General features: G+C 64.2%; 14 protein-coding genes. 12 read left to right on the forward strand and 2 right to left on the reverse strand.

Annotated elements, in window-relative coordinates:
* Positions 1-137 precede the first annotated feature (137 nt).
* The 12 genes from IVB24_RS29155 (at position 138) to IVB24_RS29210 (ending at position 13,239) form a co-directional block, all read left to right on the forward strand.
* Positions 138-1,187: a nucleotidyltransferase family protein gene (locus IVB24_RS29155; RefSeq protein WP_247769927.1), complete on the forward strand. Its 1,050-nt coding sequence runs from the start codon at positions 138-140 to the stop codon at positions 1,185-1,187.
* Positions 1,184-2,092: a Gfo/Idh/MocA family oxidoreductase gene (locus IVB24_RS29160; protein ID WP_247769929.1), complete on the forward strand. Its 909-nt coding sequence runs from the start codon at positions 1,184-1,186 to the stop codon at positions 2,090-2,092. The genes IVB24_RS29155 and IVB24_RS29160 overlap by 4 nt, the downstream gene beginning before the upstream one ends.
* The gene (locus IVB24_RS29165; RefSeq protein WP_247769930.1) at positions 2,089-2,790 is read left to right on the forward strand and encodes an acylneuraminate cytidylyltransferase family protein; all 702 of its coding nucleotides are present in this window, start codon (positions 2,089-2,091) and stop codon (positions 2,788-2,790) included. Before IVB24_RS29160 ends, IVB24_RS29165 begins: the two co-directional genes overlap by 4 nt.
* 13 nt (positions 2,791-2,803) lie before the next feature.
* Positions 2,804-3,625, forward strand: a complete 822-nt coding sequence (locus tag IVB24_RS29170) for an SDR family oxidoreductase (protein ID WP_247769931.1) — start codon at positions 2,804-2,806, stop codon at positions 3,623-3,625.
* Positions 3,626-3,635: 10 nt separating this feature from the next.
* On the forward strand, positions 3,636-5,159 hold the full coding sequence (locus IVB24_RS29175; protein WP_247769933.1) for a hypothetical protein: 1,524 nt from the start codon (positions 3,636-3,638) through the stop codon (positions 5,157-5,159).
* Positions 5,160-6,050, forward strand: coding sequence for a class I SAM-dependent methyltransferase (locus IVB24_RS29180; protein WP_247769935.1), 891 nt, complete (start codon positions 5,160-5,162; stop codon positions 6,048-6,050).
* Positions 6,047-6,979: a hypothetical protein gene (locus tag IVB24_RS29185; protein ID WP_247769937.1), complete on the forward strand. Its 933-nt coding sequence runs from the start codon at positions 6,047-6,049 to the stop codon at positions 6,977-6,979. Before IVB24_RS29180 ends, IVB24_RS29185 begins: the two co-directional genes overlap by 4 nt.
* 25 nt (positions 6,980-7,004) lie before the next feature.
* Positions 7,005-8,393 carry a surface carbohydrate biosynthesis protein gene (locus IVB24_RS29190; RefSeq protein ID WP_247769939.1) on the forward strand — a complete coding sequence of 463 codons (1,389 nt, stop codon included), beginning with the start codon at positions 7,005-7,007 and terminating at the stop codon, positions 8,391-8,393.
* A 4-nt stretch (positions 8,394-8,397) separates the two neighbouring features.
* Complete coding sequence (locus IVB24_RS29195) at positions 8,398-9,801, forward strand: capsule biosynthesis protein (RefSeq protein ID WP_247769940.1); 1,404 nt, start codon at positions 8,398-8,400, stop codon at positions 9,799-9,801.
* An 11-nt stretch (positions 9,802-9,812) separates the two neighbouring features.
* Positions 9,813-10,562 (forward strand): glycosyltransferase family 2 protein, encoded by a 750-nt coding sequence (locus IVB24_RS29200; protein WP_247769941.1) that lies wholly within the window; start codon positions 9,813-9,815, stop codon positions 10,560-10,562.
* A gap of 207 nt (positions 10,563-10,769) precedes the next feature.
* Positions 10,770-12,248 (forward strand): DUF6056 family protein, encoded by a 1,479-nt coding sequence (locus IVB24_RS29205; protein WP_247769942.1) that lies wholly within the window; start codon positions 10,770-10,772, stop codon positions 12,246-12,248.
* Between the two features lie 28 nt (positions 12,249-12,276).
* A complete protein-coding gene (locus IVB24_RS29210; RefSeq protein WP_247769943.1) occupies positions 12,277-13,239 on the forward strand; it encodes a glycosyltransferase family 2 protein in 963 nt (320 codons plus the stop codon).
* 13 nt (positions 13,240-13,252) lie between these two features.
* On the opposite strand, the gene IVB24_RS29215 is transcribed toward IVB24_RS29210, so the two are convergent.
* Positions 13,253-14,176 carry a transketolase C-terminal domain-containing protein gene (locus tag IVB24_RS29215; protein ID WP_247769945.1) on the reverse strand — a complete coding sequence of 308 codons (924 nt, stop codon included), beginning with the start codon at positions 14,174-14,176 and terminating at the stop codon, positions 13,253-13,255.
* Entirely contained in the window at positions 14,173-14,925 is a 753-nt protein-coding gene (locus IVB24_RS29220; protein ID WP_244607444.1) for a transketolase, read from the reverse strand. Before IVB24_RS29220 ends, IVB24_RS29215 begins: the two co-directional genes overlap by 4 nt.
* Positions 14,926-14,931: the final 6 nt, after the last annotated feature.

Raw genomic sequence — 14,931 nt, forward strand, 5'->3', positions numbered from 1 at the left:
TCGGACCGCGAAATGCCTGGGTTAACGGGGCTGTTCAGGAGGATGCCGTTGGGGTTGACGCCGCCTCTCGCAGCCGCGATATAGCAGGCTCAGCCGTGGGCCGCCCCCAATATCTGGCGTATACGAGGCAGATTGCCATGAAATCCTGGCGTAAGGCCGTCGTTGGAACGCAGGCGACTGTGGGCGAGGCCATTGCTGCCATCGAGAGCGGAAGCATCCAGATTGCGCTCGTACTCGACGACCAGAACCGCCTGCTCGGCGTGGTCACCGACGGTGACGTGAGGCGCGGCCTGCTGCGCGGCATCCCTCTCACCGGACTTGCGACCGACATCATGAACCGTGCGGCGGTGTCGGCTCCAGCGACACTGCCACGCGAGGATCGCCTGCAGCTGATGCGGCAGAAGTCGATCAAGCAGCTTCCGCTTGTCGACGAGAGCGGCCATCTGGTCGTGGTCGAGACGCTCGACGAACTGCTCGAACCGGCACACTATCCGAACCCTGTCCTGATCATGGCAGGCGGCCTCGGCGAACGCCTGGGCGCGCTGACACGCGACCTGCCGAAGCCGATGCTCAATGTCGGCGGCCGGCCGCTGCTCGAGACCATCGTCCGCAACGTCGTGCAGCAGGGTTTTGGCAACATCTTCATCTCGGTCAACTACAAGGCCCAGATGATCAAGGACTACTTTGGCAATGGCACGGCCTTCGGCGCCAATATCCAGTACGTCCACGAAACGGAACGGCTGGGAACTGCAGGCGCGCTCGGACTCTTCCGGGCCCCGCCGGCCCTGCCCATGATCGTCACCAACGGCGACATCCTCACCACGATCAACTACGGCGCCCTCCTCGACTTCCATAACGCAACTCCGGCGGAAGCGACGATGGTGGTGCGCGAGCACAAGGTCCACGTCCCCTATGGCGTGGTTTCCACGTCGGACGGTTTTCTCGATGCCATCCGCGAGAAGCCGACCGAGAGCTGGTTCGTCAGTGCCGGCATCTACGTGATCGGCCGGTCCGTCTTCAGCCGTGTCACGCCCGGCGTCAGCATCGACATGCCGACCTTGCTGGAGCGCGTCATCGCCGACAAGGGGCGGGTTGCGGTCTATCCCATTCGCGAATACTGGCTCGATATCGGCCGCCTGGAGGATTTCGAGCAGGCGCATGCGGAGTTTCACGAGGTCTTCCCGTGACTTCGACAAAAGCCGTCGTGGTTGGTCTCGGCTCAATCGGCACGAGGCATGCGCGCGTCCTGCGCGAGCTCGGCCTCGAGGTCGCGACCGTCAGCCGCCGCGAAGGCGGCGACTACGGATCGATCACGCAGGCCGTCGCGACGGCGCATCCGGACTACGTGGTGATCGCCACCGAGACTGCGCGCCATGCGGAAGATCTGAAAGAGCTCGCGCAGGCCGGCTTCGATGGCAAAGTCCTTGTCGAAAAGCCGCTGTTCGCGACACCGATGCCTCCGCCGAAATATCCGTTTGCCCATGTCAGCGTCGGATACAATCTGCGCTTCCACCCCGTGATGACGGCGCTGGCCGAGAAACTGCGCGGGCGCGATGTGATCACGGTCGCGGCCTATGTCGGCCAGGACATCAGGGACTGGCGACCCGGCCGCGATCATCGCGCGACCGCATCCGCCACAGTCGATGCCGGAGGTGGTGTGCTGCGGGATCTCAGCCACGAACTGGACTATCTGCTGTGGCTGTTCGGTCCGTGGCATCGCGTCGCAGCGCTCGGCGGTGCGTCCGGCGCGCGCGACATCGACGTCGACGACCATCTCGACCTGCTGCTCGATATGCAGCGCGCGCCATCGGTCCACGTCCACATGGACTATCTCGACCGGCAGGGCATCCGCCGCATTCGCGTCAATGTCGACGACGACACCATCGAGGCCGATCTCGTCGGCAGCCGTCTTGCGATCAACGGCAAGGCAACGGAGATCCCCAGCGACCGCGACCAGAGCTATCGCGACATGCATGTCGCGGCGATGCGTGGCGCGAGCCCGGCCTGCTCGCTGCCCGAGGCGCTCGGCGTCGTGCATCTGATCGATGCCAGCGAGCGTGCTCTGCGCACCAAGACCTGGATATCGCCATGAGTCTCCTCTGCACCATCTGCGCACGCGGCGGCTCGAAAGGGGTCGTCGGCAAGAATGCGCGCGATCTGCTGGGCAAACCCGTGCTGGCCTGGAGCATCGCGCAGGCACGCGAGACCGGCCTGTTCGATGCAATCGCGTTCAGCAGCGATTCGGACGCGCTGCTCGACGCGGCCCTCAAGGCCGGTGCCGACATCGCGGTCAAGCGTCCCGACGAGATGGCGACCGACACAGCACCGAAGCTTCCGGCAATCCGCCACTGTCTCGAGCGGGCCATCGCGCAAACGGGCCGCACGCCGGAGATCTTCGTCGATCTCGACGTCACCTCGCCGCTCAGGCTGGCGTCCGACATCACCGGTGCGGTCGCGCTGCTGCGCGAGAGCGGCACACGCAATGTCGTTACGGGGGCACCGGCGCGACGCTCGCCCTATTTCAATCTGGTCGAGCAGCGCACCGATGGCAGCGTCGGCCTCTCCAAAACTGCCGATCCTCCAATCACCCGCCGTCAGGATGCGCCGCGCTGCTTCGACATGAACGCGTCGATCTATGTCTGGCGCGTCGCGCCGTTCCTGGAGCAGCCTGCGGTGTTCTATCCGGACACGCGCCTGTTCGAAATGCCGGAAGAACGCTCGATCGACATCGATTCCGATCTCGATTTTGCGTTGGTCGAACTGTTGCTGCGCCAACGACTACCGGCCTGAGGAGGCCCAAGCGATGACCACGAGCTTCAAGGCCCTGTTCGATCTGACCGGTCGAACCGCCGTCGTCACCGGGGGATGCGGCATCCTCGGACGCCGCTTCGCCGAAGGCCTTGCCGAGTTTGGAGCCAACGTCGCGATCGTCGATCTCGATCAGGCCGCGACCGATGCTGCGGCAGCCGACGTCGCCTCACGCCATGCCGCGCGCGCCAAAGGCTATGGCTGCGACATCACCGAGCCAAGCTCCGTCCGCAACACGGCCGAGGCGATCGAAGCGGACCTCGGACCGGTCTCGATCCTGCTCAACAACGCCGCGAGCAAGACCGGCGATGTCGACGCCTTCTTTGCACCGGTCGAAAAATTCTCGCTGGACACATGGCGAGAGATCATGGCGGTCAATCTCGACGGCATGTTCAACGTCGCGCAGGTATTTGGCGGCCAAATGGCCGAGCGTGGCTACGGCGCTATCGTGCAGACCGCCTCGATCTACGGCCTGATGGCGCCCGACCAGCGCATCTACGAAGGCTCCGAATATCTCGGCCGCGCCATCAACACGCCCGCGGTCTACACCGCGTCCAAAGCCGGCGTCATCGGCCTGACCAAGCACCTGGCGACCTACTGGGCGGCGAAGGGCGTTCGCGTCAATACCCTCACCCCCGGCGGGGTCGAGAGCGGACAGAACGAGACCTTCAAGGCGCGCTATGGTGCCCGTATCCCGCTCGGCCGCATGGCTCGCGCGGACGAGATGGTGGGGACGATGCTGTTCCTGGTGTCGGATGCTGCGTCCTACGTGACTGGGCAGAACGTCGCCGTCGACGGCGGTCTGAGCGCCTGGTAGCAAGACATCAATGATCAAGCGCCTGATCCAGAACACGGTGATTTCGGCGCTGGCCTTCGGCGTGGCCGCCCTGCTGGGTCTTGCGGTCATTCCATTGATCATTGGGACCTGGGGGGTGACCGAGTTCGGCCTCATCGTCATCTCGCGACTGCTGCTTCCCAGCGGCATGATGGCGGTGCTCGACCTCGGTCTGTCCGAGGTCGCTACCCAGGTCGTCGCCCGCGCGCGCGAGCACCGCAATTGGACACAGGCCAGTCGCCAGCTCGCTTTCCTGGGGGCGGTCTCCTTCGCTCTCACCTTGATGCTGAGCGCCGTCATATGGTTCGCGACGCCACTGTTCGTCATCGTAATGAAGGTCGACGCCGCACATGTGGAGACGTTCACGCGGATCATGCACTACACGGCCCTCGCGAATCTGATCTTCGTTCCGGCACTGGTGTGGGAAGGCACCGTCAAGGGCTTCGAGCGCTACAACCTGCTCCGCGTTGCGGAGGTCACGTCAACGGCGGCCTATGTCGGCCTGACATTCGCAGCCTCGTGGGCGGCGGCAGGCTTTGAAGTGGTCGCCTATATCTATCTCGCCACGCTGGTGGCCCGCGCCGTCGTCATTGGAATTGCCGCGTTCGTGGCCCTGCGGCACAAGCGCGTGCGATTGCTGCCGTGGACCCCGGACATCCGGCAGGATATTCTGCACCGCTGCCTGCTGCTCCTGCAGGGCAAACTGATGGGCGGCATTTCCGGACCGCTTCAGCCGTTCCTGATCGGATTGCTGTTCGGGCCCAAGGCGGTCGGCACCTACGACGCGCTGGTGCGATTGTCGCGGGTTTCCAAAGTCGTCGTCAGCCTTCTGACATCCGCCCTGCTTCCCGTCGCCAGCCGCCTCGACGAGCGCGGCAGCGCGACCTCGTTCCAGCGCCTCGGCGACCTCGGCCTCGTCATGATGCCGATGTTCGTGGTGCCGCCGCTGGCTGCGACCGCGATCCTTTCGCCGGAGATCATGAACATCTGGATCGGCCCCCTTCTCGCGCCCTACGCGTTCTGGATGGGCCTGAGCTTCCTGGTCCCGATCTGCGCCCAATACGTCGCGATCGGCAGCCTGATCTTCATGACGCGGCCGGAGGTGCAGGCCAGGCTCAACAGGCTGATCGCCGTTCAGCTCCTGATCTGGGCGGTCGTCTCCGCCGCGACACTGCACCTGTTCGCGGAACGCGCCCTGATCCTCGGCCAGGTGATCGGTAGTATGCTCATCCTGCCCTTGCAGCTCGAAGCGTTGCGCGGCGCACTCGAGCTCGACCGCAATCGCTTCGCGAAGGTCATCGGAACCCAGTTCGCAATCCTGGTCCTGGCAAGCATTTTTCTAGCGGCAATTGCAGGTTACATTCGGTTCGACAGCGTGCTAAAGCTCGCCCTTGGTTCCATGGCTTTCTGTCTGATCACCTGGACGCTCCAATACTTCCTCGTGCTCGAAAAGCGGCACCGGACTGTATTTCCAGCCGTCGGACAACTGATGGGACTGACATCCAGAAGCAGTTGAATGAACATCCACGCGACAGACACGAAGGCCGTCATCACGGGTTTTGCTCCGGCATCGTTGTCGGACCGGGCGACGACCTATGCTCTGGACGCGGTCAGGAGTATCGGCCGTCTTGCGATGCGCCGCGTGAAACGCACGGCCGACATCGTCGATTCCGAATACAATCTGCTGCACTGGCAGCGGACGCTGTCGGAAAAGAACTGGACGAAGGCCGCAAGCATCCAGGACTTCCTGATTCCGAAGAACCCCGCGCTGGGTCTTCGCAAGGTCGACAATCAGATCTGCAGGGTCGCGGCCGACGACTATTATCGCTATCGCGCCAGGGCGCTCGGCGAATTGCTGGCGCGGCACACCGGCGGCGCCACCGAGATCGTCGAGCTTGGCGCCGGCTGTGGCATCAACCTTCTGTCGCTTCACCTCAACCATCCCGATTGGCGGCTACGCGGGTTCGACATCGCGCCGAACGGCATCGCTGCCGGCCGCGAGATCGCGGCGCATTATGGGCTGTCGGACCGGATATCGCTCGACAGGATCGACCTGACCGACGGCAACGACCCCAGCTACGCCGCGATCAGGGACCAGGTCGTTTTTACCTACTTCTGCATCGAGCAAATTCCCTACGACGTGCACAAGGTGGTGGACAACATCATTGCGGCGAAGCCCAAGCGCGTCATCAACATCGAGCCGACGACGGAGCTTCTGAATCTCGCAAATCCGCGAGACATGGTCAGCTTCCTCTACATCCGGTCGGTGGACTACCAGACGCAGCTGTTCTCGACGCTCGACGATTACGAGCAGCAGGGCCGCGTCCGCATCTTGGCGCGCGAACGCATGCCGTTCGCGCCGACGATCCACAATGATGGTTTTTTGTATTGCTGGGAGCCCACATGACAACCGTCGATACGACGGCTGATCGGCCTGCCCCGAAGAAGGCGAAGATCAGCCAGTTCCGCCGCCTGCTGTGGCACGTCAACCGCACCGATCTCGGATGGGTGCTGAAGGCTGCACTGACCAGCCTGCAACTGCCGGCTCGTGCCAAACGGATCGCGTTGCTCAAGCAGCTTCCGACCAAACCCGAATGGGCCGAGGCCAGCCGCAAGCTGGAGACAGACGGCTACGTCGACGTCTCCTCGATCGTGGACCGCGGACTCGCGGAAGCCGTCGCGTCGTTCGCGGACGGCAAGGTGAACCGCCTCCAGGAGCTGGTCGGCCGGCAGAAGGAAGGACACAAATCGTTCTGGGTCAGCCTGCTGGACGAGGACCTCGTCAACGGTGCGTTTGCCACCGATCATCCGTTCGTCCGCTACGCCCTGCAGCCGGCTGCACTGCGCATCATCGGCGACTTCATGCACGACCTGCCGCAATTGTCGGACGTGGTGCTGACATTGTCTCAACCCACGCCGAACCAGGCGTTGAGCTTCTCCCAGTTGTGGCATCTCGATCACGACGACAAGCGCGTCTGCAAGCTCTTCATCTATCTGACCGACGTGCAGGACACTGCCGATGGCCCGTTCACCTTCATCCCGGCCGGGCCGTCAAAGGCGTTCCGCAACTCGCTCAAGAGCCACATGAGCGATGCGAGGGTTTTTGCCAAGACCGGTCCCGACGCCGTCAAGGAGATGATCGCGCCCCGCCTGTCGTCCTTCATCGTCAACACGGCGCGCTGCCTGCACATGGGAAGCAGGATCCAGTCGGATCACAGCCGCCTGCTGTACACGGCAACCTACATCCAGCAGCCGCGCATCTTTCCCGAACCGCCGGCGCGCTTCCGCGCGGTCGGTGCGCTGACGGAGCTCGAGCGCACCGTGATGCGGCTCTGACACGGACCTGCCGGGAGCTCACATCTTGCGTATAGGCCTGGTGGTCGATCACCCCAAGCGTGACCTGCCGGGGGCAGTCATGCTCGGTTATCAACTCGCGCGGCGCGGCGTCTCCGTCGCACTGGTGCCGATGTACGAGCAGGCCGTCGATGTCCCGCGACTGGGGCTGGACGCGCTGGTCGTCAACTACGCGCGTCCCGTCAATCTCGACCTGATGCGCAGCTTTGCCGGAGCGGGCCTCGCCCTGTACGTGCTTGACACCGAGGGCGGCGTGCTCGCGGAGAAAGGCGGCAACTCGCCTCCTGCGATGGCCGCTCACATCAAGGGCAGCGGCTACGCCGATATCCTGGCGGGCTATTTCTTCTGGGGGAGCCGGCTGCACGAGGCCTTCCTCGCGGCCGGAACCATGAAGCCGGAGCAGCTTCACCTCACCGGATGCCCGCGCTTCGATTTCGCGGCCCCGCACTGGCGCGCGCTGCTCGACGGAGAGCCGCACGGCTATCTGCTCGTCAACGCCAACTTTCCGCTGGTCAATTCGCGCTTCACCGGCAAGCCGGGCGGCGAGCGCGAAGCGATGGTGCGGGCCGGTTGGGACGGCGCCTATGTCGATCGCTTCATCGCCGACCTGAAGCAGGTCTTCGCCAATTATCTCGTCGAGATCGACCGGCTCGCCGCTGCGCGGCCCGACCGAAACATTCTGGTGCGTCCGCACCCCTTCGAGAGCGATGACGTCTATCGCAACGCCCTTTCGCGCCACGCCAACGTCCTGATCGACGGCAGCGGCAGCGTGCTCGACCGCATCCGCAATGCAACCGCAGTGATCCATCTCAACTGCGGGACGGCCGTCGAATCGGTCTTGCTGGGAAAGCTGCCGCTGCAGCTCGAATATCTGAACACGCCGACCACTGCCGGCCATGCCGCGCTGCCGGCGCGCGTGAGCCGGCGGGTCGCCTCGTTCGACGAACTGCTCGACGCGATCGACCACATCGAGCGCGAGACCGAGACCTTCGATTTCGCTCGCGTTCACGCCGCCGATATCGAGGCATTCTTCCATCTCAACGACGGACAAGCCGCCGAACGTGTCGCCGAAGTCCTGACCCGTGCGACGCGTTCGCGCCGACCTTACGTCTCGCTGCTCGCGACCGTGAAGGGAACGCGTGCCAGGCCGAGCCTTGGCCAGATTGTCAAAGGAGCCGCCAGCGCCGCGCTCGGCTCCGCCGTCACGGAGCGGCTGCGCAGCCAGTTCAATCCCGCCCGGCGCGACAAGCGAATCGCACCGCCCTTCGTCCAGACCCTGCTTCAACGCATCGCCACTCACGATCAGGCGAGCCCGTCTCAATTTACGGCAAGACGCGCGCATTGCGCGGTGACGGGCTTGCCCCTCGCAAGTATTGCGATCGAACCCGCCCGATAGAGCCATGGCCACACCCGCAAAGACCATTCTCATCACCACGCTCGCCGAATACCAGACCCGGTTCTGGATTCCGGTTGCGCAACGGTTGCGCGCGGCAGGCCATGACGTCGAGTTGCTCGCCTTCGACGATCGCAGCGCGGAGATGTCGACGGCCGAAGGCATTCCGGTCACGAACATGTATCGCGAGGGCCTCAAGGCCGCCCCCTCGCCCGACGACAGCACGGCTTTCGACACGCGGGTTGCGGCCTACGGGCTCGACGGAACCAATTTCCTGTTCAGTCATGAGCGCTTCACTTTCGGCATCCGCGACACCGCGGCACTGCGCCGGCGCTTCATGATCTATGCCAATGCGATGGAGACAGTGCTCGACCGGCTGGAGCGGCAAGGCAAGCGCGCCGAGCTGGTGCAGGAGCTCGGCGGCTTTCTCTCGGTACTCGCGAGCTTTTACGCCGCCAGGCGCCGCGACATCCGCAACTGGTTCATCGAGCCCTCGTTCTTTCGCGGCCGGATGTACTTCACGCCTGACACCCTCGGTGCACCCGACGTGATGTCGACGCCGGCGGACGCCGTCTCGTCGGAAGTGCGCGCCTATCTCGACGACACGCTGAGGCAGCGCGCGATCGTCATTCCCAAGAAGGATCAGCACCATTATTCCGCGGCCTTCAAGAAAGTCGTCAATTTGCGCAACGCACGCCGCCTCACCGAAAAGCTGTGGGACCAGTTCGCGCTCGGCAAGCACCAGGAGTTCGGGCACAATCTGCGCCACGCCCGGGTCCATGCCGCGATGGCGCTCAACGCGACGCGGCTGCGCACGCTCTATAGGCCGATCCCCGAGGCGCCCTTCGTCTATTATCCGTTTCACGTTCCGGCCGACATGGCGCTGACGCTGCGCTCGCCGGACTATCTCGACCAGGTCGCGACCGTCGACTTCCTGCTGCGCACGATCCCGGATTCGCATGTGCTCGTGGTGAAGGAGCATCCCGCCCAGATCGGAGCGATCGCGGCCTCCCGGCTGTTCGAGCTCGCGCGCCGGTTCGACAATTTCGTGCTGCTGCCGCCGCAGACCAACAATTACACCGTGCTCAATCGCGCCGATGCGGTCATCTCCGTCAACAGCAAATCGGGCGCCGAGGCGCTGCTGCTCGGCAAGCCGGTCGTGGTGATGGGCGATGCGTTCTACCGCTCCTGCCCGCTGGTGTATGCGGTCGATCGTCTGGCCGATGTGCCCGCACGCCTGCGCGCGGCACTCTCCGCCGGGCCGTTCGATCCGGCCAAAGGCGCGCCCTATTTCGAGTCTGCCTGGCGTCAGTCATATCCGGGCGAGCTCTATATCAGCGATCCCAAGCTGCTCGACATTTTTGCGGCCTCCCTGCGCGCGGCCGTCGCCGAGCCGGCCGGCGTGAACTGAACGGACCCATCATGCCGCTCGTCTCGATCATCACGCCGTCCTGGAATGTCGAAGGCCTGATCGAGGAGACGATCCACTCGGTGCAGAACCAGACCTTCGCCGATTGGGAGTTCCTGATCGCGGACGACTGCTCGACCGACCGGACGCCGGCGATCATCGCCGGCATCGGCGAGCGCGACCCGCGCGTCAAGCTGATCCGGATGCCGAAGAACGGCGGGCCGGCGCTAGCGCGCCAGGCGTCGATCGACGCAGCGCAGGGCCGCTATCTCGCCTTCCTCGACAGCGACGATCTGTGGCTGCCCGAGAAGCTGGAGCGGCAGCTTGCCTTCGCGAAGGCAAGGCAGGCCGCTCTCAGCTACACCGCCTTCCGCCGCATCAACGAGACCAACACCGTCACCGGACGGCTGATCGAGGTGCCGGCCTCGCTCACCTATGGCCAGCTCCTGGAGAACACCGCGATCGCGACGCTGACCGCAATGGTCGACCGCGAGATCGCCGGCCCCATCGCGATGAAGAACGAGGGCTACGATGATTTCTGTCTATGGCTCTCGATCCTCAAGCGCGGTCACACCGCTTACGGCCTCAACGAGGATCTCGCGCGCTATCGCGTGAGGGGCTCCTCGGTCTCCAGCCGGCCGGCACGTTCGGCCAAATGGGTCTGGCGGATCTACCGCGATGTCGAGCACCTCTCCCCGATCAGGTCGGCCTGGTGTTTTGCCCATTGGTCTACGCGGGCCTGGCTGAAACGGCGGGAGTTCTAAAGCGCGATGAAATCAGGGTGAATCGTCATCGCGCTTTAGGTTGTTGTTTGGGCATGATCTTTTCGGAAAACCGCTGCACACTTTTTCGGGATCATGCTCCAGCGATTCCGACGGCGCGGCACACGCAGCCACTTGCAACAGCTGGAATTGAACATTGCGACCTTGACGGGTTGTCTTTAATCTGCCCCGGATCGGAGGGGGCTTTGCGTGTACAATCAAGGTGTTATTCCACTGGCAGCGCGTCCCCACGCCGATCGCCGGTCCTGGATCGGCTGGACGCTGTGCAGCCTGTTTCCTGCAATTTTTCTGTTGTGTCTGTTTGCACTCACGTCGCTTAGCGCGCCTGAACATGACGACTTCTGCTTCGCGGAACTGTATGTGCGTCACGGCTTCGTCCACACCGTGTCGATCTTCTATCATACGCAGTCGGGCCGGATCCTGGCACTGTGGCTGACCCAGCTTCCGCCGGCGATATCGGCCGCGACGGGTGTCAGCTTGCTGTCTGCCTATTCACTGACGATGGCTGCGAGCGCGGCGTTGTTCCTGGCCGCCACGGCCCTCGCCATGGTCCGGGCCTGGCCCCGCACCGCCGCCCTCCAGTTGGTTTTCCTCACGCTCGCATTCGCGAGCGCCGTGGTCAGCGCCGCACCGAGCGTGCGCGATCTGCTGTACTGGCTCTCGGCCGTGACCTGTTACGTCCCGCCCGCCTTGATCACCATCCTGATCCTCGGGGAGTGCGTTCGGGCGCTTGACGGGGAATCCGGCTTCTCGTGGCCGCTCAGCCTCGCGATGGCCCTGGGCGGCTTCGCTGCTGCGCTGTGCAACGAATTTACCGGGGCATGGCTGCTGCTGATCGTGTCGGCCTCGCTGGTCGCGCACCATCTCCTCGGCCAACAGCGCCAGATCGCGCAGCACCTCCTGATCGCGACCGCCATTGCAATCGGATGGATCATTGTTGTCTCGGCCGGCGGCAACAGCACGCGCATGGAGCAACTCCCGAACGGCGGGCATGTGACGTGGTCGGTTGTTCAAGCACTGGTCGATTCGCTCGCCGGTCTCGGCCGCTTCCTTAGAGAGCCTGCCGTCGTCGCCTGGCTCGCCGCCGTCGGCCTGATCGCACTGGCCGAACCTCAAGCGACGCAACCAGCGCCGCAAAGAGGCAAGATGCTGGCTCTCGGCACGATCGCGATCTGCCTGGCGTGCTGTTACTTCGAGTATTTCGCTCATCGATATGCGACGGGCATGCGGCTGATCGAGCGGGCGCAGAACCAGGCGCTCATCCTGCTGCTGTTCGGATCGACTCTGGGCGTCAGGCTGGTCGTCGGTGCCTACAGCCGGCAATTGCGCGAACGGTTTACGGCGGGCGCGTTTCGTGGCCTGCTCGGTCCGGTCGGGATGCCCGCGAGCCTGGCGCTGCTCACGATCGTCTCGCTCAGCCTGAGCTCAACGGCGTTCCAGTTGCGCGCGCAATGGCAGGGCCTGTATCCCTACTGGCGGGAGAGCGCCGATCGGCATGCCCTCCTGACGACGAGCCCCGAACCGGTTGTCGTGGTTCCCCGGCACAAATGGACGCCGTCTCTGCTGATGACCGCCGATGTGACGGCCAACGCCGACAGATTGCCGAACGACTGCGTCGCCAGATACTACCACAAATCCGCCGTCTACGGCGCCGACACGCCGCGATGACCATTTGCCCTGCTTCAGAGATGCGAACGTGAAAACAATCAGCGTCATCACGCCCTGTTACAACGAAGAGCTCAACGTCAGGGATTGCTACGAGGCAATCCGGAAGATCTTCGACGGCGAGCTTCAGGGCTATCAGCGCGAGCACATCTTCTGCGACAACGCCTCCGACGATCGCACCATGGAGATCCTGCGCGAGATCGCAGCGCGGGACCCGGCGGTCAAGATCATCGTCAATGCGCGCAACTTCGGACCGCTCCGCAACACCTACAACGGCGTGATGGCCTCGCGCGGCGACGCCGTCCTGCTGTTCATGCCGGCGGACCTTCAGGATCCGCCCGAATTGCTTCCCGAATTCGTCAAGCTGTGGGAAGCCGGCTACGAGATCGTCTATGGGATCCGCGCCGCGCGCGAGGAAAGCCGTCTGATGCGCGGGCTCCGCAACACTTACTACCGCGTGCTGACCCGGTTCTCCGAGCTCAAGGTGCCTCCAGGAGTCGGTGACTTCCAACTTGTCGACAGGCGTGTTGTCGAGGCCATGCGTCACGTCCGTGACGCCTATCCGTTCATGCGAATGATGACGTTCGAATGCGGCGGTCGCATGGTCGGCGTGCCGTACATCTGGCGCGAGCGCAAGAAGGGATTTTCCAAGAACCGCGCCAGCGCGCTGATCGATCAGGGCCTCAACGGGCTGGTGTCCTTCACCACCGCGCCAGTCCGATTCGGCCTGCTCGCGGGCTTTCTGATCTCGGCCGTGAGCATCGCATACGCGATCGTCAACTTCATCATCGGCCTGGTGCTTTATCAGAAGCTCGCCGAACCCGGCATCCTCACACTGATCGTCGCCATGTTCTTCTTCGGTGGCGTACAGCTGTTCTTCATGGGCATGATCGGCGAGTACGTTCTCGCGATCTACGGACAGGTGCGCGAGAAGCCCGTGGTGTTCGAGCGCGAGCGCGTCAATTTCGACCCCTCACCGCCGCCCGGCGCGTGACGCGCAGGCGGCGTCAGCGCTTCGCCAGCGATTGCTCGATTCGCGCAACGATCGCCTGAGCCGAGAGACCGGCGGCATCGAGCAGCGCCTCGCGCGACCCCGCGCTCGAGGTCTTGCCACCCTGCTCCGGAATGCCGAGGCCTGTGACCGGCGGTCGCCGCGGATCGCCGGCGAATAGGCCAGCTACCAGGCTGAACAAGCCGCCGCGCAAGATGTGCTCTTCAAGCGTCACGACGAGCGAGGCGTCGCGCACGGCGTCGCGGATCGCGACCTCGTCGAGCGGTTTCAGGCAGGAGACGCTGACGACACCGACGGCGCGGCCCCGCCCGGCGAGTTCGCCGGCGGCCTCCAGCGCGCGGGAGGCAATCGGCCCCGACGCGAGGATGACGACATCCCGTCCGTCACGCAAAACCCTGGGCTTGCGCAGATCGGTCACGGCTGCGCCGAGATTCGGCTCCCCCTGACGGCTGAGCCGCAAGTAAGACGGCTTGCCGCTCGTTGCGATCAGACCCGTCGCAGCCCGTACCTCCATGGGATCGCAGGGCACGAACACCTCGATGCCCGGCAACATCGACATGATCCCCGCATCCTCCAGCGCGTGGTGGGTGTAGCCCTGGCTGCCATAGGCATAGCCGGCGCCCACCGCCACGACCTTGACGTCGGCACCGTGGTAGCAGACGTCGTTGCGGAGTTGCTCGAGGCAGCGCAGCGTCGGGAAATTGCCGATCGAGTAGATGAAGACGGTCTTGCCCGACAGCGCAATGCCGGCGGCGATCCCCGCCATGTTCTGCTCGGCCACACCGACATTGAGATAGCGATCGGGAAACTTCGCCGCGAACGGCTCCAGCACGGAGTAGCCGAGATCGCCGCAGAGCAGCCAGATATCGGGGTTTTCGCTTGCGGCCTGCGACAGGCTCTCGATGAACGTCGTCCTCATGCGCCGACCTCGGCCAGCGCCTGCGCGAGCAGTTCATCCGATGGCGAGCGATAATGCCATTCGAGCTTGTTCTCCATGAAGCTCACGCCTTTGCCCTTGACGGTGTGGGCGATCACGACGGTCGGCCGGCCCGATGCGGCCGGCACGCCGCTCAGCACACGCTCGAGCGCAGCGAGGTCGTGGCCGTCGATCTCCTCGACCTGCCAGCCGAACGCTTGCCATTTCTCGGCAAACGGATCCAGGTTCAACACCTCGGCGACCGAGCCGAAACTCTGGATCTTGTTGAAGTCGACGATGACGCAGAGATTGTCGAGCTTGTGATGCGGCGCGAACAGGATGCCCTCCCAGTTCGAGCCCTCGTCGCATTCACCGTCGCTGAGCAGGCAGAACACGCGACTGCCTGCGCCTGCATGGCGTGCGGCCAGCGCCATGCCGATCGCGATCGGCAGGCCATGGCCGAGCGAGCCGGTCGAAACCTCGACGCCGGGCACGGCGTGGCTGACATGCCCGGTGAAGATCGACCCGTCGCGGCAATAGGAGTCGAGCTCGGTGAGGGAAAAGAAACCGCATTCGGCAAGCGTTGCGTACATGATCGCCGTGGCGTGGCCCTTGCTGAGCACGAAGCGGTCGCGGCTCGGGCTTTGCGGCTCAGCGGGATCGACGCGCAGGATCCGCGTGTAGAGCACCGCCAGGATGTCCGCCATCGAGAGGCAGCCGCCGATATGGGACGCCTTCGCGGCATGCACCATGCGCAA

This window comes from Bradyrhizobium sp. 192 (assembly GCF_023100965.1).
Classification (GTDB): domain Bacteria; phylum Pseudomonadota; class Alphaproteobacteria; order Rhizobiales; family Xanthobacteraceae; genus Bradyrhizobium; species Bradyrhizobium symbiodeficiens.

What these genes read in the sequence shown, in the direction of transcription:
- IVB24_RS29180 (WP_247769935.1), top strand. Translation starts at nt 5,160, where the DNA reads ATGAACATCCACGCGACAGACACGAAGGCCGTCATCACGGGTTTTGCT.
- IVB24_RS29175 (WP_247769933.1), top strand. Translation starts at nt 3,636, where the DNA reads ATGATCAAGCGCCTGATCCAGAACACGGTGATTTCGGCGCTGGCCTTC.
- IVB24_RS29170 (WP_247769931.1), top strand. Translation starts at nt 2,804, where the DNA reads ATGACCACGAGCTTCAAGGCCCTGTTCGATCTGACCGGTCGAACCGCC.
- IVB24_RS29165 (WP_247769930.1), top strand. Translation starts at nt 2,089, where the DNA reads ATGAGTCTCCTCTGCACCATCTGCGCACGCGGCGGCTCGAAAGGGGTC.
- IVB24_RS29185 (WP_247769937.1), top strand. Translation starts at nt 6,047, where the DNA reads ATGACAACCGTCGATACGACGGCTGATCGGCCTGCCCCGAAGAAGGCG.
- IVB24_RS29220 (WP_244607444.1), bottom strand. Translation starts at nt 14,925, where the DNA reads ATGGTGCATGCCGCGAAGGCGTCCCATATCGGCGGCTGCCTCTCGATG.
- IVB24_RS29215 (WP_247769945.1), bottom strand. Translation starts at nt 14,176, where the DNA reads ATGAGGACGACGTTCATCGAGAGCCTGTCGCAGGCCGCAAGCGAAAAC.
- IVB24_RS29155 (WP_247769927.1), top strand. Translation starts at nt 138, where the DNA reads ATGAAATCCTGGCGTAAGGCCGTCGTTGGAACGCAGGCGACTGTGGGC.
- IVB24_RS29200 (WP_247769941.1), top strand. Translation starts at nt 9,813, where the DNA reads ATGCCGCTCGTCTCGATCATCACGCCGTCCTGGAATGTCGAAGGCCTG.
- IVB24_RS29195 (WP_247769940.1), top strand. Translation starts at nt 8,398, where the DNA reads ATGGCCACACCCGCAAAGACCATTCTCATCACCACGCTCGCCGAATAC.